Genomic DNA, 17,132 nt, shown 5'->3' on the forward strand with positions numbered 1-17,132 from the left:
AAGTCCGACGGCTCTTCATTCCTAGGAGTTTCCCGCTGCGGCACTGCAGCATGAAAGACCAAGATGCCGCTCAGGCAGAGGAAGCACAGCAAGTTGCTCCCCTCTTTGTTTTGCAGCATTCAGGACTGACGGCCAGCGCATGAGCGACCTTATTCTCGAAACCAGGCAACTCACCAAAGAGTTCAAAGGCTTTACCGCCGTCAGCAAGGTGGATCTGGCCGTGCAGCGTGGCTCCATTCACGCGCTGATCGGACCCAATGGCGCGGGCAAGACCACTTGCTTCAATCTGCTGACCAAGTTTCTGGAGCCCACTTCCGGGAGCATCCACTTCAACGGGCTGGACATTACCCGCGAGGCGCCGGCGCAGATTGCGCGGCGCGGCGTGATTCGCTCGTTTCAGATTTCCGCCGTATTTCCGCACTGCACCTTGCTGGAGAACGTGCGCATAGGCCTGCAGCGCAAGCTGGGCACGGCCTACCAGTTCTGGACCAGCGAGAAGACGCTCAATCAGCTCAACGACCGCGCCATGGAATTGCTGACCGAAGTCGGTCTGCAGGATCTGGCCGACGAGGTGACCGTGAACCTGCCCTATGGTCGCAAGCGCGCCCTGGAGATCGCCACCACGCTGGCCATGGAGCCCGAGCTGATGCTGCTGGACGAGCCCACACAGGGCATGGGCCATGAGGATGTGGACCGCGTGACGCAGCTCATTAAGAAGGTCTCTGCCGGCCGCACCATTCTCATGGTGGAGCACAACATGAAGGTGATCGCCACCATCGCCGATCGCATCACCGTGCTGCAGCGCGGCGCCGTTCTGGCCGAAGGGCGCTACGAAGAGGTTTCGCGCAATCCGCAGGTGATGGAAGCCTATATGGGGACCACTGACGGGCAGCTTCAGGGGGCGCACTGATGGCTCCCCCTGTGCCGCTTTGCGGCTTCCCCCTGAGGGGGACGGCAGCTTCGCCGCAGGGCGGCCTTTGCTTGGTGTTTCTGACTTGGGTTCGTGCCAGTTTTGAGATCAGATGAACAATGAATAAGACAAGTACTCCGGCGCTGGAAATTTCGGGGCTCAATGCCTGGTATGGCGAATCCCATGTGCTGCATGGCATGGATCTGGTGGTCAATCCCGGCGAGGTGGTGACCTTGCTCGGCCGCAATGGCGCGGGGCGCACTTCCACGCTGCGCGCCATCATGGGGCTGACCGGCTCGCGCAAGGGCTCGATCAGGATCAATGGCGTGGAAACCATTCACATGCCCACGCACAAGATCGCCCACCTGGGCGTGGGTTACTGCCCCGAGGAGCGCGGCATTTTCTCCAGCCTGTCCTGTGAAGAGAATCTGATGCTGCCGCCGCCGCTCAAGACCGGCGAGCCGGGGATGAGCATCGACGAGATCTACCAGATGTTCCCCAATCTCTATGAGCGCAGGAACAGCCAGGGCACGCGCCTGTCGGGCGGCGAGCAGCAGATGCTGGCCGTGGCGCGGATTCTGCGCACGGGCGCGCGCCTGTTGTTGCTCGACGAGATTTCCGAAGGCCTGGCACCCGTCATCGTCCAGACCCTGGCCCGGATGATCACCACGCTGCGCGAAAAGGGCTACACCGTGGTGATGGTGGAGCAGAACTTCCGCTTTGCCGCGCCGCTGGCCGACCGCTTCTATGTGGTCGAGCACGGCCATGTCGCCTTGCGCTTCGGAGCCAGCGAACTGGACGAGAAGATGTCCGTACTCAACGAACTGCTGGGCGTCTGAGCCTGCAAGCAATTCCCATTCGTTCATAACAAAGAACCAACCCGTGGAGATAAAGATGAAAGCAAAACTGAGCGTTCTCTCGTGCATGCTGGCTGTGGCCGGCCTGTCCAGCCCTCTGGCCCAGGCCCAGGAAAAGGTGAAGATCGGTTTCGTCACCGATATGTCCAGCCTGTATGCCGATGTGGAGGGCAAGAACGGTGCGGTCGCCATGCAGATGGCGATTGACGACTTCGGCGGCAAGGCCCTGGGCCAGCCCATCGAGCTGGTCAGCGCAGACCATCAGAACAAGGCCGACATCGCTGCCTCCAAGGTGCGCGAATGGATTGATACGCAGGGCATCTCCATGGTCTTCAGCGGCACCAATTCCGGCACGGCACTGGCGGTGTCCCAGATCGCCAACGAGAAAAAGCGCGTTCACTTCAACAGCGGCGCGGGCTCTTCTGCGCTGACCAACGAGCAGTGCAACCCCTATACCGTGCACTACGCCTACGACACCGTGGCCCTGGCCAAGGGTACGGGCGGTGCCGTGGTGGATCGCGGCGGCAAGGACTGGTTCTTCCTGACGGCCGACTATGCGTTCGGCCAGGCGCTGGAGGCCGACACCACCAAGGTCATCAACGCCAAGGGCGGCAAGGTGCTGGGCTCGGTCAAGCACCCGCTCAACGCCTCGGACTTTTCGTCTTTCCTGCTGCAGGCGCAAAGCTCCAAGGCCCATATCCTGGGTCTGGCCAATGCGGGCGGCGACACCATCAATGCCATCAAGGCGGCCAAGGAGTTCGGCATCAACAAGACCATGAAGACCGCCGGTCTGCTGGTCTTCCTGACCGACATCCACAGCCTGGGCCTGAAGAACACCGAAGGCCTGCTGCACACCACCAGCTGGTACTGGGACATGAACGACGAATCGCGCAAGTTCGCCAACAAGTTCTTTGCCAAGACCAAGCGCATGCCTACCGATGTGCAGGCCGCCGACTACTCGGCCGTGATGAACTATCTGAAGGCCGTGGAAGCGGTGAAGACCACCAATGCCGACAAGGTGATGGCCCACCTCAAGAGCACGCCCATCAACGACTTCTACGGCAAGGGCGTGATCCGTCCCGACGGCACTTTCGCCCACGACATGTATCTGGTCGAGGCCAAGAAGCCCAGCGAATCCACCAAGCCCTGGGATTACCTCAAGGTGCTGACCAAGTTGCCTGCCGATACGGTCTGGACCACCAAGGCCGAAACCAAGTGCGCGCTCTGGAAGTAATGGCGCTACCGGTTTGATGCACACCTCACCCTCACCAGCGTATCTCTCATGGAAATCTTCGGCGTTTCATTGCCCGGCCTGATGAGCCAGCTCCTTCTGGGGCTGGTCAACGGTTCGTTCTACGCAATTCTGAGTCTGGGCCTGGCCGTGATCTTCGGCCTGCTCAATGTCATCAACTTTGCGCATGGCGCCCTGTTCATGCTGGGGGCCATGTGCACCTGGATGGCCATGAGCTATTTCGGCATCAACTACTGGGTGATGCTGATCCTGTCGCCGGTGCTGGTGGGGATTCTGGGGGTGTTGATCGAGCGCTTTTTGCTGCGCTGGATCTACAAGCTCGATCATCTCTACGGCCTGCTGCTGACGCTGGGGCTGTCGCTGCTGATCGAGGGGGTGTTTCGCTCCGTCTATGGCGTCTCGGGCCTGGGCTATGACACGCCCGAGCTGCTCGAAGGCGCGACCAATCTGGGCTTCATGATCCTGCCCAATTACCGCGCCTGGGTGGTTGTGGCTTCCATCGTGGTGTGCGTGGCAACCTGGTTTGTGATCGAGAAGACGCGCATCGGTGCCTATCTGCGTGCCGGCACCGAAAACCCGCGCCTGGTCGAGGCTTTCGGCGTCAACGTGCCCGTGATGATCACGCTGACCTATGCCTTCGGTGCAGCGCTGGCGGCTTTTGCCGGCGTGCTGGCCGCTCCCGTCTACCAGGTCACGCCGCTGATGGGGCAGAACCTGATCATCGTGGTGTTTGCCGTGGTGGTGATCGGCGGCATGGGCTCCATCATGGGCTCCATCCTCACCGGTCTGGCGCTGGGTGTCATCGAAGGGCTGACCAAGGTTTTCTGGCCTGAAGCATCGTCCACCGTCGTGTTTTTCATCATGGTCATTGTTTTGCTGATTCGCCCCGCTGGCTTGTTCGGTAAAGAAAAATAAGAGGGGCACGACATGAAATCCAAGACGCTTGTTCAACGCATTGCCCCCGTGGGCTATGGCCTGCTGCTGCTGGGCCTGATCGTCGCGCCCTTCCTCGGTGCCTATCCGGTTTTTGTCATGAAGCTGATGTGCTTTGCACTGTTTGCTTCGGCCTTCAATCTCTTGCTGGGCTATACGGGTCTGCTGTCCTTCGGCCACGCCGCGTTTCTGGGCGGTGCGGCCTATGTGGCGGGCTACACCATCAAGGCCTGGGGCTTTACGCCCGAAGTCGGCATGTTGCTGGGTACGGTGGTCGGCGGTCTGCTGGGCCTGATCTTTGGCTGGCTGGCCATCCGTCGCCAGGGCATTTATTTCTCCATGATCACGCTGGCGCTGGCACAGATGCTGTTCTTTGTCGCGCTGCAGGCCAAGTTCACAGGCGGCGAAGACGGCCTGCAGGGCGTGCCGCGTGGCAAGCTGTTCGGCGTGATCGATCTGAGCAGCGATATGGTCATGTACTACGTGGCGCTGATCATTGTGGCAGCGGCTTTTCTACTCATCGTGCGCACCATCCACTCGCCGTTCGGGCAGGTGCTCAAGGCCATCAAGGAGAACGAGCCGCGTGCCATCTCGCTGGGTTATGACGTCAACCGCTTCAAGCTGCTGGCCTTTGTCATCTCTGCGGCCCTGACGGGTCTGGCCGGTTCCCTCAAGACCCTGGTGCTGGGCTTTGCCACCTTGTCCGATGTGCACTGGACCACCTCCGGTCATGTGATTCTGATGACGCTGATGGGGGGGCTGGGCACGCTGTCGGGTCCGCTGCTGGGTTCGGCGGTCGTCGTGGCGCTGGAAAACAAGATTGGTGAGTTCGGCGGCTTCCTGGCCCATGCAACCGGCGTGGAATGGTTCAGCACGCTGGGCGAGTCGGTCACCATCGTCACCGGCCTGATCTTTGTGCTCTGTGTGCTGCTGTTCCGCAAGGGCATCATGGGCGAGCTGATCGCCTGGCTGCAACGTCGCAAATAAGGCGTTTCGTCCTCTCTCCAAAGGCCGCATCTGCGGCCTTTTTTGTTGCCCTGAATCCCTCGTAAAGATGGAAATTTCAGAGATTTCTGAAATTTCTGGTACACGTTTGCAAGCGATGGACTTTATTTCTCACAACAATGGACTTTTTTTCTCATTTCAAAAATGCCTGAGTGCAGCCGGATGCCGGTGCGCGTGCAGGCGCATACAGTTCGAGGTTCGATATGACACATCGGGAGCAGGCGCAGCCCTTGGCCGCGCGCATCTGGCTCTGGGTTCTGGGGGCGGCGCTGGCGCTTGCCGGCCTGTTCTTCTTGATAGGCGGCGGCAAGCTCATCAGCCTGGGCGGCAGCTGGTACTTTTTGCTCGCTGGCCTGGGGCTGCTGCTGTCCGGCGTGCAACTGGTTCGCCGCCGAGTGAGCGGTGCATGGCTTTACCTGAGCACTTTCGGCGCGACCGTGCTATGGGCGCTGGCCGAAGTCGGTCTGGATTACTGGAGCCTGATTTCGCGTCTGCTGGCCTTGACCTTTGCTGCCGTGGTGGTGCTGGCCAGCATGCCCCTGCTGCGTAAGGCTGGTGAGCCGGGCAAGGCGTCGTCCAGCAAGGCGCCATTTGCTGCAGCGGCGGTCATGCTGGTCGCTGGCCTGGCGGCATTTGTGTCCATGTTCCAGATTCACCCCGAGGTGCAGGCCCAGTCTGCCGTGGCACGCAAGCCAGTGGATGCGGCCAGCGAGCAAAAGGACTGGAGCCATTACGGCAACAGCAGCAATAATGACCGCTTTGCCGCGCTGGATCAGATCAACGTGGACAACGTCAACCAGCTGCAGGTGGCCTGGACTTTTCACACTGGCGACGTACCCAAGTCCACGGGGGCCGGCGCTGAAGACCAGACCACACCGCTGCAGGTGGGCGACAAGGTGTTTGTCTGCACGCCCAGCAACAACGTGATTGCGCTGGACGCCGACACCGGCAAGCAACTGTGGCGCCATGACACCAACTCCCATGTGGGCGGTGTGTGGGAGCGCTGCCGAGGCCTTGCCTACTTTGATGCGGATGCCGCACTGGCTCAGCCCAGCGTGCCGGGATCGACTCCTGTGCAGGCGGTGAGCCTGCCTGCTGGCGCCACCTGCAAACGCCGCATTCTGATGAACACCATCGATGCACGTCTGTTTGCGATCAACGCAGACAACGGCGAGCTGTGCGGCGAGTTTGGCGATCACGGCGTGGTCGACCTCAAGCAGGGCATTGGCAATGTCTCCAATCCCGCCTTCTACACCCTGACATCGGCCCCCACGGTGGCCGGCACCACGGTGGTGGTCGGCGGCCGCGTGGCCGACAACGTGCAGGTGGACATGCCCGGTGGCGTGATTCGCGGCTTCGATGTAATGACTGGCGCACAGCGCTGGGCATTCGACTCCGGCTCAGCCACGCCCAATGAAGTGCTCAAGCCCGGCCAGACCTACACCCGCTCATCGGCCAATGTCTGGGCGGGAACGACCTACGACCCGAGCTCCAATACTGTGTACCTGCCCATGGGATCGGCTTCGGTGGACCTGTATGGCGCCACGCGCTCTGCAGCGGACCTGAAGTACGGTGCTTCCATCCTCGCGCTGGATGCCGCCACAGGCAAGGAGAAATGGGTGTACCAGACGGTGCACAACGACTTGTGGGACTTCGACCTTCCCATGGCTCCCACGCTGATCGATTTCCCCCAGCAGGGTGGCAAGACGACCCCAGCGCTGGTGGTCGGTACCAAGGCCGGTCAGATCTTTGTGCTGGACCGCCACAGCGGCAAGCCGCTGACCAAGGTGGAAGACATTGCCGTCAAGCCTGGTCATATTCCCGGCGAAAAGTACGCCCCGACCCAGCCTTTGTCCGTGGGCATGCCGCAGATCGGCACCAAGACCTTGACCGAAGCCGACATGTGGGGCGCGACGCCGGTGGATCAACTGATCTGCCGCATCAAGTTCAAGTCCATGCGCTATGAAGGCCTGTTCACGGCGCCTGGTACCGATGTGTCGCTGAGCTTCCCGGGTTCGCTGGGCGGCATGAACTGGGGCGGCCTGTCTGCGGATCCCGGCAACAATCTGATCTTTGTGAACGACATGCGTCTGGGCCTGTGGGTGCAGATGATGCCGCAGCAGAAAAAGGACAAGCTGTCCGACGGCGGTGAAGCGCCCAACACCGGCATGGGTCAGGTGCCGCTGGGAGGCACTCCCTATGCGGTGATCAAGGATCGTTTTATGTCGCCTCTGGGCATTCCTTGCCAGAAGCCTCCGTTCGGTACGCTCACGGCCATCGACATGAAGACCCAGCAAGTGGTCTGGCAGGTGCCCGTGGGCACGGTGCAGGATCAGGGCCCCATGGGCATCAAGATGCGCATGCCCATGCCTGTGGGCCTGCCCACACTGGGCGGCACTCTGGCGACCCAGGGCGGTCTGGTGTTCTTTGCCGGCACGCAGGATTACTATCTGCGCGCCTGGGATAGCGCCACCGGCAAGGAAATCTGGAAGGGCCGCCTGCCAGTTGGCAGCCAGGGCGGCCCCATGACCTACAAGTCGCCAAGAACCGGCAAGCAGTATGTGGTGATCTCGGCCGGCGGCGCCCGCCAGTCGCCCGACCGCGGTGACTATGTGATTGCCTACGCATTGCCCGATAGCGGGAAATAGGCGACGCAGGCATTGAACCGAACAGCCATGGCTCGGCAGAGCCATGGCTTTTTTCATTGCCGGGCCGCCCCAGGATGAAAAGCGCCCCCGACCACACGCAGTGGCAAGCGTGGGGGCATTTTTCATGCCTGCGCTGCGTGGTACGCTGGCGCGCCCGAATCAATGGAGATGTGGTCGTGAGCGAGCAGCAAGGTCTTGAAACTTCACTGAGCCAGCAGCCTTCGGCAGACGCGGCATCGGCCGATATGCGCCGAGCCCTGCTGGACGCGGGCAAGACCGAGTTTGCCAATTACGGCTATGACGGAGCGAGGCTCGAGCGCATTGCCGCCAAGGCGGGCTGCGCCAAGCGCATGCTCTACTACTACTTCGGCAACAAGAAAGATGTGTACCTCGCGGTCATCGAGCAGAGCTACTCGGATATTCGCGAGTCGGAGGAGCAGCTCAATCTCGATGCGCTGGAGCCCTTGCAGGCGCTGCATGCGCTGGCGCAAAGGAGCTTCGAGTATCACGAGCAGAACCGGGAGTTCACGCGTCTGGTGCTGCAGGAGAATTTCCAGGGTGGCGAGATGCTGGGCCAGATCTCCAAGACCGAGCTGTTGCGCAAGGCGGCGCTGGAGCCTATCGAGCGCATCCTGCAGCGCGGCGTGGCGCAGGGCCTGTTCAAGGACCAGCTGAGCGCGGTCGATGTCCACTATCTGATTTCGGCCCTGTCCGGCTTCCGCGTGGACCATGCTGCGACCTGGCACAGCCTGCTGCAGGTCGATCTCTTGGGCGAGAACCTGCGCGCGCGCCATCTGCAGCTGCTGCTCGATCAGCTCGGCGCTCTGGTTTGCAAGGAGCAGGGCTGATCTAAAGCCTTAGCGCATTCGCATAGCCGGTCATTTCCAGGTAGCCGCTGCCTACGCGGACGCTTTTGCCATCGGCGCCGATGCTGCGCAGCTCGCACAGACCTTCCCAGTAAATGGCGCCGGTGCTGGCGCGGCTGTCCAGTTCCTGGTCGTCCACCAGCGCATGAACCTCGAAACGGCCCGCCGGTGTCTGCACGCTCCAGGCCACAGGGTAACTTGCTTTGCTGTGCGGGCTGCTCCAGTGGCGCAGGGGCTCAAACCGCACCTGATCGGCGGCAAAGATTTGAGCGCTCTGGTTCGGTACGCGGAATGAGCCGCCGGCCCAGAGTGCCGAGCCATTGCGGCGGCGAAGATGAAAGGCCGTGAGGGCGCTGCCGTCATCGAGGTTCATGCCTATCCAGTCCCAGCCCTGAGCCTCCGGGTCCATGATGGCCGCGCTGCATTCATGGTCCAGCCAGGCGCGGTTGCGTGCGCTGGCTTGCACAGGCAGTTGCTGCCCGCCCACGGTGATGGAGCCGCCGACCTCAAGCTGAGGCTGGCTGTAGTAGTAGCTGGCCTGTTCCTCACGCGGTCCTTTGCGTGAAAGACCATTCAAGCCCTGCAGCAGCAGGGGCTGCGTGCTGTTGAATGCTAGATCCAGAGTGAAGTCCTTGGCCTGGAGCAGGGCGCGGTAGTGGCTGGCTTGGCTGGCGGCTTGTCCCGGTACGGGGCGACGCTGCAGATACCAGTCTCCGATATGCACATCGGTATCGTTTTCGCCGGCTCCGGCCAGGCCCAGCCCCGCGCGCGCCATGCGCTGGTCGTGGCGCAGCTTTTGGCCCTCGACATCGCACAGGGCAGCATGGGCAAAGATCAGCTGCTTGGCCGCGAGCGCCGATTGCAGGCCTTGCGCGGCTTCGATGCGCGAGCGAAAGAAAGTCAGCTGAAAGCCCCAGGGCTTGCCGCCGGCCTGCAACTGCCCGGTGATGTACCACCACTCCGTCTGCAGATCAGGGTGGCTGCCGAAGTCGCGCGGAAACTGCAAGGTTCTGGACGGCAAAGCCATGCCTGGCAGAGGCAGGCCCAGAGTCGCCCAGCCCAGAGCGGCAGCAGCCAGCGTCTGCAAGGACTGCCTGCGTGACAGGGCCTGCAGTGCCGGTTGTCGAAGCTGGGAGGGCGTGGGCTGATAAGGCATGGCCCATTGTCGCCGAGCCGATCAGCGCAATGCCATGATCCCGAGGTGCTGCTTTGCGCTGCCTCAGCCGATATCGACCAGGGGAACGATCACCATCCAGCTGACCCCGAAGCGGTCGGTCACCACGCCAAAACGACGCGCAAAAAACGTGGTGTCCAGCGCCATCTGTACCTTGCCGCCCTGGCCGATGGCGGCGAAGATGCGGTCGGCCTCATTCTCGCTGGGCGCGGTGATGGACAGAGAAAAGCCTTTGAAGTCGGGCTTGCCGCCATTCATGCCGTCAGATGCCATGATCTGCGTCTCGCCAATCTGGACATTGGCGTGCATGATTTTTTCGGGATCCATCTGGCCCGGGCCGCAGCCTTGCTGGCTCGATGACTCGGGTTGCGGCGGAGCATCCTTGTAGCGCATCAGCATGGTGATCTCGGCCCCCAGAGCGGCCTGGTAGAAATCCAGGGCCTCTTCGCAGCGACCGTCGAAAAAGAGATAGGGCTGGATTTGCATACGGACTCCTCGCAGGGGTTGAGGTTTCATTGTGCGCCGCGCCATGGCGCAATCATGTGAAAAACGCTGACAGGGGTGCTGGTATAGCTACCAGTCCTCCTTGACGGCCAGCACCGCGTCGGCACTGGCGGCCCGGCGCCCGGCCAGCCACGCGGTGATGACGCCTGCCAGCACCACGGCAGCGCCCAGTGCCAGCAGGCGCAGCAGAGGCAGGCGCAGCTCCATGGTCCAGTGAAAGCTCTGCGGGTTGACCACATGCACCAGAATCACGGCTACGCCCAGCCCCAGCAGCGTGCCCGCGATGGTGCCCAGCAGGGTCCAGGCCAGACCCTCGGCGGCGACCACGCTCAGCACATTGCGCCGTGTCAGGCCCAGATGGGCCAGCAGCCCGAACTCCTTGCGCCTGGCCAGCACCTGGGCGCTGAAGCTGGCGGCAATGCCGAACAGGCCTATGCCTATGGCCACAGCCTGCAGCCAGTAGGTGACGGCAAAGCTGCGATCGAAAATGCGCAAGGAGCGCTCGCGCAGCGCCTGGCTGCTGACAAACTCCAGCGCCGGAGGTGGCTGCCCCGGCGTGCCGAGGGCCTGCTCTATCGCTGCTTGCAGATCGGTGCCTGACAGCTGGCTTTGGGACTCTGGCCAGACGGCGATCTCGCTGATCTGTGCTGCATTGCCTGCATGACCCACCAGCGCCAGGTAGTCCTTCCAGTCCATTGCCACGGCACCGAACTGACGCACATAGTCGCGCCATACGGATGCTATGTAAAAAGAAGTTGCTGGCGCTTGATGGCCCTGAGTTTGAAGACTGAAAGCCTTGGAGAGCAGGGGCCAGCTGTCGCCGGGCTTCAAGCCATAGAGCTGAGCCACGGCTTCGCTGATGTGCACGGCAATGCCCGCGCGGGGCTGGCGCAGTGGCCCCTCCACCCAGGGAAGCTGCATGGCCTGCTCACCTTGAAGCGGGCGAATCAGCAGACTCAGGGCCGGGCGTTCGGGGCTGAGTACCAACTGGCTGCTGCGCATGGCCTGGGCTCGTTCTATGCCGGGTAGCTGCTCCAGGCGCTGCGCCGCATCGGCCGGCAGCAGGGCTGCATCGACACGGCTGGAGCCGCCGGCCGCGCGCACATACATGGGGGCGGGCAACACGGCGTCCAGCCACTCCATCATGCTGCCGCGAAAGCTGGTGACCATCACCGTCAGGGCCACGGCCAGGCTCAGGCTGGCCACCACACCGCCCACGGCCACGGTAGTGGCGTGGCGCATGCGCCGCGCGCGCTCCAGCGCCAGCATGGCCAGCGGTTGGCGCGAGAAGGCGTTGGGCACCAGTGCCAGCACAGCCCCCAGCAGCCAGGGCAGGGCTGCCATGCCGCCCAGCAACAGCAGGCCCACGGCCATATAGGCGGCCAGCGGGACACCTGCGACCGGCGGCATAAAGGCCAGCACCAGGCTGGCTGCAAGCAGCGCCACAGCTGGCCACAGGCGCGGCGCTCTCTCATGCGTGCTGCCCAGTCCCTTGAGCGTGGCCGCTGGCGGCAGATCCATGGCAGCGCGTGCCGGCCACCAGGCCCCAGCCAGCGTGGCGGCAAGGCCCAGCAGACCGAAGACCAGCGCCGCCACAGGGCTCCAGTGAAGGGCAGGCTGCACGCCGGCAAAGAATCCGCCGCCCAGATCCCCGCCCAGCACCTGCAGCGCCAGCCAGGCCAGCCCCGTACCCAGCGCGATGCCGGCCAGGCTGCCCAGAGTCCCCAGCGCCAGCGCTTCCAGCAGCACCAGTGCCATGCGCTGGCGTGGCGTGGCTCCGAGCACGGCCAGCAGTGCAAACTGCGGCGCGCGCTGGGCCACGCTGAGCGCCAGCACGGAGAACACCAGAAACGCTCCCGTGAACAAGGCCACCAGTGCCAGCACCGTGAGGTTGACGCGGTAGGCGCGCGACATCTCGCCCACGCGCTGCTGATCGTCGCTGGGCTGCTGGATCAGTATCTGGTCTTGCCAGGCTGCCAGGGCGTGCAGGGCGGTGGCCACCTGGCTGCGGCTGGCGCTGTCGGTGAGCAATAGGTCCAGCCGGTCGATGCGCTCAAACAGGCCTAGCTTCTGCTGCAGTGCGGCAATGTCCATGACTACGACCGGTGCGCCGCTGGCGGCGACCGTGCCCGCAATGCGAAGTTGCTGGGCCTGGCCGTTGAGCAGCCATTGCATGGGGGCGTTGACGGCTTGCTCAGGACTCAGTCGCAGGGCCTGCAAGGCTGCAGCATTGAGAAACACGGCGTCGGGAGCAAACAGATCGAGCCGGTTGCCGCCCTCAAACAGGCGTGGCATCAATGCCGGGGCGACAGGGGCGAGCTTGAGGGCATCGCTGCCGAGCACGCGCAAGCTCACGCCTTGCGCCGCTCCTTGTGTGCCGCGCGTCTGCGGATCTGCGCTGCTGGCGGGCAGCAACACCGTGGTTTCGACCCAGGGCACGGCGCTGGCGACGCCTTGGGCCTGTGCGACCTGGGGGTAGAGGGCCAGCGGCAGGCCACCCTGCATGGCGTGCAGCTGCAGATCGGGCTGGCCGTTGACGCTGCGCACGGCCCTGGAGAATTCGTCCAGCGCCGACTGGTTGATCACATGGACGGCAAAGCCCAGCGCCACTCCCAGCATGATGGCAATCAGCGCCGTGGCCGTGCGCCAGGGGTGCTGGCGCAGCTCCTGCCAGGAAAAGCTGGTCAGCAGCAGAAGAAGCGGGGGGTGTGAAGTCACAGGCCTAGCGCGCTTTGCTGCGATGTCGAGAGCTCGGCCTGCATGCCGTCTGCCGTCAGGCGCAGCACGCGGTCGGCGCGCCTGGCAGCTTCTGCGGAATGGGTGACCAGTACCAGCGCCGTGCCGTTGTCGCGGGTTTGCTGCAGCAGCAAATCCATGATCTGCTGGGCAGTGGACGGGTCGAGATTGCCCGTGGGCTCATCGGCCAGCAGCAGAGGCGGTGAATGCACCAGGGCACGCGCAATGGCCACGCGCTGCAACTGGCCACCGCTGAGCTGCTGGGGCAGGCGCTGGCCCAGACCCGCGAGTCCCACGGCTTGCAGCACCTGCTGCACGCGCTGCTGACCCTGGCCGTCCATGCGGCTCAGCAGCATCAGCGGCAGGGCAATGTTCTGCGCCACATCGAGATGGGGCAGCACATGAAAGGCCTGGAACACAAAGCCCAGATGCGCGCGCCGCCAGATGGCGCGCCGGGCTTCATCGAGCGTGGACAGATCCGTGCCGTTGTGCAGAACCCGGCCTTGCTGCCAGCTGTCCAGCCCGGCCAGGCAGTTGAGGAAGGTGGATTTGCCCACGCCGGAGTTGCCGACGATGGCGACAAATTCGCCGGCGGCGATCTCGCAGCTCACCTGCGCAAAGACCGTGGTCTGGGCCTCGCCCTCGCCATAGAGTTTGGCAAGGTCGCTGACCTGCAGCAGCGGATGGGCGTGGGGTGAGTCGGTGGCAGCCATGCAGCGATCTTAACGAGGGACGCTGCTGCGAAAGGTCCTTAGCTTGCGGCCTGCTGTGCTGCGTCAATGGCCGCCATGGCCGCATCCAGCAGTTGCTGCTGGGCGCCCGGCGCATCGCAGGCAATGGCATGGCGCTGGGGCATGGAGCGCAGCCAGGTGATCTGGCGCTTGGCCAACTGGCGCGTGGAAGCGATGCCGCGCTCGCGCAGGCCTGCCATGTCCAGCGGTTTGCCGGGATCGGCCTCCAGCGCGTCCAGCACTTCCCAGGCCTGGCGATAGCCCACGCAGCGCATCGAGGGCAGGTTCAGATGCAGATCGCCGCGCGCGCGCAGGCTGCGCACTTCGTCGAGGAAGCCCTGCTCCAGCATCAGGTCAAAGCGCAGCGCAATGCGCTGGTGCAGCCAGGCTCGCTCTGCAGGCTCCAGCGAGAAAAGCATTGCAAGTCCCATCTGTTCTGCAGGGCCTGTCTTGCTTCTGGTCGTGTGAAAGCTCGAAAGCGGTTTGCCCGAGACCTGCCAGACCTCGAGTGCGCGCTGGATGCGCTGGCTGTCGCCGGGGGCCAGGCGTGCGGCGGTGACGGGGTCCACCTGGGCCAGTCTTGCATGCATGGCGGGCCAGCCCAGCTCGGCGGCCTGCGCGTCCAGCATGGCGCGCACGTCGGGGTTGGCTGCGGGCATATCGTCGAGCCCGTCCATCAGCGCCTTGAAATACAGCATGGTGCCGCCCACCAGCAGAGGTATGGCCTGGCGGGCGCGGATTTCATCGACCAGCTTCTGCGTGTCGCGCACGAACTCGGCCGCGCTGTAGGCCTGCAACGGATCGATGATGTCGATGAGGTGATGCGGGACGGCGGCCAGCTCTGCCGCCGTGGGCTTGGCCGTGCCGATGTCCATGCCTTTGTAGACCAGGGCCGAATCCACGCTGATGATCTCGGCCTTCTGACCGCGTTGCGCCAGCCGCTCGGCCAATGCCAGCGCTGCCGCAGTCTTGCCCGAGGCAGTGGGGCCGGCAATGGCGATACAGGGCAGGGCGTGGGCAGCAGTCATGGGGCGAAATCCGTACAGGTCAAAGCACAAGAACCAATGACCGTCGGCCATTGGTTCTTGCTGGTTGTGAAGGATAACGCAGCCTGCCGCCTTGCGGCAGCGGCGGGATTTAGTGACCTGCCCGGCCTAGCCCTGGCTCAGTCGTTCCGGCACATAGCGGTCGGCCTGAATATCGGGCGAGAGGCCGTGGCTGTAGTTTTCTGCCGTGATGGGCAGCAACTGCTCGTTCCACTGCTCCCATTGCCTGCGCAGTTCGGCAAAGATCTCGGGCTGATGCACCTTGAGATTGGCGCGCTCGCGGGCGTCCTCCTCCACATTGAACAAGAACTCGTTGTCGTTGATCTTGAGGTATTTCCAGGGACCCTGGCGCACGGCACGCTGGGCCTGGGATTTGTAGCGCCAGAACAGGCTGCGCTCCGTTTGGGCCGCGTGGCCTTCCAGTATGGGCAGGATGTTCTGGCCGTCACTCGGGAAATCCGGGTGTTGTCTGGCTCCGGCAGCAGCCAGCAGCGTGGGCAGCCAGTCAAAGCTGGCCGTGACCTGCTCCTGGACCTGGGGTTGGATGCGGGCGCTCCAGCGCAGCAGCGTGGGCACGCGGATGCCGCCTTCGAGCAGCTCGGTCTTCTGGCCCGTGAAGGGCCAGGTCTTGGAAAAGCGCTCGCCGCCGTTGTCGCTGGTGAAGATGACAATGGTGTTGTCAGCCTGGCCGCTGTCATCGAGCGCCTGCAGTACCTGGCCTACGGCCTTGTCCAGGGCCTCGACGATTTCGCCGTATTTCTTCAGACTGCCGCCGTCGTAGTGGAACAGATCCTTGATGCTGTGCGCGACATGCTCGTCGTCGGGCCCTTCCCAGGGCCAGTGCGGCGCAGTGAAATGCAGTGACAGGAAAAAAGGCTTGTCCTGACCCTTGCGCTCATGCACATAGCGCGTGGCCTCATCCCCCAGGATGTAGGTGTAGTAGCCCGTGCGCTGCACGGGCTCGTTGCCTTGCCAGAGGTCGGAGCTGAACTGTTCGCCCACGCCGGGCTTGTGCGTGAAGTAGTCGATGGCACCGCTGTGGTTGCCGAAGAAGTAGTCGTAGCCGCTGATCTGTGGGCCGTAGGCGGGCGGCTTGCCCAGATGCCATTTGCCGATCAGTGCCGTGTCGTAGCCGGCTTGCTTGAGCAGCGATGGCAGCGTGGGGTGATCGGCAGGCAGGCCGAGTTGCGCACCATGGCGGGCCAGCGGCTCTTCGAGCCCGGCCTGCAGCCGGTACTGATAGCGCCCGGTGATCAGCGCAATGCGGGTGGCCGAGCAGACGGCCGAGTTGGCATAGGCCTGATTGAAGCGCACGCCCTGGGTGGCGAGGCGGTCCAGGTGCGGGGTCTTGAAATCGGTGGCGCCATAGACGCCCAGGTCGGCCCAGCCGAGATCGTCGGCCAGAATGAAAACGATATTCGGTGCGGTCATGAGTAGGTTGTTCTGCTTATTCGATGGCAAAGCCGGAGTTGGTGATCACGGGACGCCACTTGGCGACTTCGGCCACGCGCAACTGCTCCAGCGCCTGCGGCGTGCGCGGGTCGGGCTGCAGGGACAGCTCCGCCCATTTGGGTTGCAGCTTGGGGTCCAGCAGCGCATGGTTGACGGCGCGGTTGACCGCGGCAATGGCTTCGGGCGAAGTGCCTTTGCGTGCCCACAGGCTGTACCAGCCGCTGCCTGTGGCCTTGGGGTAGCCGGCTTCGGCAAAGGTCGGCACATCGGGCAGCTCGCGGCCGCGCTGGCTGCCGAAGGTGCCCAGAATGCGCACCTTGCCTTCCTTGTGCAGCGGAGCGAGCTCGCTGGTGGTCTGGATGGCAGAGGCCAGCTGGCCGCTGATCAGATCCGTCATCATGGCCGGGCCGCCCTTGTAGGGCACATGCACGATGTTGACGCCCGCAGCTTCGCCCAGCAGCAGTCCGAAGAAATGCGGCAGGCTGCCCACGGCGGGGCTGCCGAAGTTGGCTTTGTCGGGGTTGGCCTTGAGCCAGGCCACATATTCCTGAATATTGCGCGCCGGGTGCCTGGCGGGGACGGCCAGGCCGAACTGGAAATGCGCGAGCAGACCTACCGGAGAGAAGTCGCGTGCAGGATCGTAGCCGGGCTTTTTGTAGACGATCTGCGATAGCACCGGGGTGATCAGCGGCGCGATCAGATAGGTGCTGCCGTCGCTGGGGGCGTTGAGCAGGGTCTGTGCGGCAATCTGGCCGTTGGCGCCGGGCTTGTTGTCCACCACCACATAGTGGCTCTTGCCCAGTTGTGCTGCGATGCTTTCGGCCAGCACGCGTGCCAGCAGATCGATGCCTCCGCCTGCGCCAAAGCCCACCAGGATGCGACTGGCCTGAGGCACGGCAGAGATCTCGGCGGCTTTGGCCAGGGAGCTTAATGAGAAGCCGGCAGAGCTGGCGGCGAGCAGCGATTGCTGCAGAAATGAGCGGCGGGAATGCATGGCTGGAGATCACAAAAAGTGCGG

14 protein-coding genes are annotated in these 17,132 nt (G+C 63.5%); 7 read left to right on the forward strand and 7 right to left on the reverse strand.

Annotated elements, in window-relative coordinates; all coding sequences use genetic code 11:
• Nucleotides 1–139 precede the first annotated feature (139 nt).
• From DFO48_RS07790 to DFO48_RS07820, 7 genes are all read left to right on the forward strand, one after another.
• A complete protein-coding gene (locus tag DFO48_RS07790; RefSeq protein WP_114863024.1) occupies nucleotides 140–910 on the forward strand; it encodes an ABC transporter ATP-binding protein in 771 nt (256 codons plus the stop codon).
• 119 nt (nucleotides 911–1,029) lie between these two features.
• Nucleotides 1,030–1,749, forward strand: coding sequence for an ABC transporter ATP-binding protein (locus DFO48_RS07795; protein WP_003064410.1), 720 nt, complete (start codon nucleotides 1,030–1,032; stop codon nucleotides 1,747–1,749).
• Nucleotides 1,750–1,804: 55 nt separating this feature from the next.
• The gene (locus DFO48_RS07800) at nucleotides 1,805–3,001 is read left to right on the forward strand and encodes an ABC transporter substrate-binding protein (protein WP_003076472.1); all 1,197 of its coding nucleotides are present in this window, start codon (nucleotides 1,805–1,807) and stop codon (nucleotides 2,999–3,001) included.
• A 48-nt stretch (nucleotides 3,002–3,049) separates the two neighbouring features.
• Nucleotides 3,050–3,934, forward strand: coding sequence for a branched-chain amino acid ABC transporter permease (locus DFO48_RS07805; protein WP_003057801.1), 885 nt, complete (start codon nucleotides 3,050–3,052; stop codon nucleotides 3,932–3,934).
• 12 nt (nucleotides 3,935–3,946) lie between these two features.
• Nucleotides 3,947–4,939 (forward strand): branched-chain amino acid ABC transporter permease, encoded by a 993-nt coding sequence (locus DFO48_RS07810; protein WP_114863025.1) that lies wholly within the window; start codon nucleotides 3,947–3,949, stop codon nucleotides 4,937–4,939.
• A 221-nt stretch (nucleotides 4,940–5,160) separates the two neighbouring features.
• Entirely contained in the window at nucleotides 5,161–7,605 is a 2,445-nt protein-coding gene (locus DFO48_RS07815; protein ID WP_114863125.1) for a membrane-bound PQQ-dependent dehydrogenase, glucose/quinate/shikimate family, read from the forward strand.
• Nucleotides 7,606–7,781: 176 nt separating this feature from the next.
• Complete coding sequence (locus tag DFO48_RS07820) at nucleotides 7,782–8,453, forward strand: TetR family transcriptional regulator (RefSeq protein ID WP_003076464.1); 672 nt, start codon at nucleotides 7,782–7,784, stop codon at nucleotides 8,451–8,453.
• A 1-nt stretch (nucleotide 8,454) separates the two neighbouring features.
• On the opposite strand, the gene DFO48_RS07825 is transcribed toward DFO48_RS07820, so the two are convergent.
• The 7 genes from DFO48_RS07825 to DFO48_RS07855 all read right to left on the reverse strand — a co-directional run bounded on the left by DFO48_RS07825 (nucleotide 8,455) and on the right by DFO48_RS07855 (nucleotide 17,108).
• Nucleotides 8,455–9,627 (reverse strand): lipocalin-like domain-containing protein, encoded by a 1,173-nt coding sequence (locus DFO48_RS07825; protein WP_114863026.1) that lies wholly within the window; start codon nucleotides 9,625–9,627, stop codon nucleotides 8,455–8,457.
• Nucleotides 9,628–9,690: 63 nt separating this feature from the next.
• The gene (locus tag DFO48_RS07830; protein WP_012837327.1) at nucleotides 9,691–10,131 is read right to left on the reverse strand and encodes a VOC family protein; all 441 of its coding nucleotides are present in this window, start codon (nucleotides 10,129–10,131) and stop codon (nucleotides 9,691–9,693) included.
• A gap of 87 nt (nucleotides 10,132–10,218) precedes the next feature.
• Nucleotides 10,219–12,867, reverse strand: a complete 2,649-nt coding sequence (locus DFO48_RS07835) for an FtsX-like permease family protein (RefSeq protein ID WP_114863027.1) — start codon at nucleotides 12,865–12,867, stop codon at nucleotides 10,219–10,221.
• Nucleotides 12,864–13,598, reverse strand: a complete 735-nt coding sequence (locus DFO48_RS07840; RefSeq protein WP_114863028.1) for an ABC transporter ATP-binding protein — start codon at nucleotides 13,596–13,598, stop codon at nucleotides 12,864–12,866. Before DFO48_RS07840 ends, DFO48_RS07835 begins: the two co-directional genes overlap by 4 nt.
• Nucleotides 13,599–13,636: 38 nt before the next feature.
• Nucleotides 13,637–14,644, reverse strand: coding sequence for a tRNA (adenosine(37)-N6)-dimethylallyltransferase MiaA (gene miaA / locus DFO48_RS07845; RefSeq protein ID WP_034348945.1), 1,008 nt, complete (start codon nucleotides 14,642–14,644; stop codon nucleotides 13,637–13,639).
• 126 nt (nucleotides 14,645–14,770) lie between these two features.
• The gene (locus DFO48_RS07850) at nucleotides 14,771–16,093 is read right to left on the reverse strand and encodes a sulfatase (protein WP_114863029.1); all 1,323 of its coding nucleotides are present in this window, start codon (nucleotides 16,091–16,093) and stop codon (nucleotides 14,771–14,773) included.
• 16 nt (nucleotides 16,094–16,109) lie between these two features.
• Nucleotides 16,110–17,108 (reverse strand): tripartite tricarboxylate transporter substrate-binding protein, encoded by a 999-nt coding sequence (locus DFO48_RS07855; protein ID WP_003076450.1) that lies wholly within the window; start codon nucleotides 17,106–17,108, stop codon nucleotides 16,110–16,112.
• Nucleotides 17,109–17,132: the final 24 nt, after the last annotated feature.

The sequence above is a fragment of the Comamonas sp. AG1104 genome, from assembly GCF_003350425.1.
GTDB classification, from domain to species: domain Bacteria; phylum Pseudomonadota; class Gammaproteobacteria; order Burkholderiales; family Burkholderiaceae_C; genus Comamonas; species Comamonas testosteroni.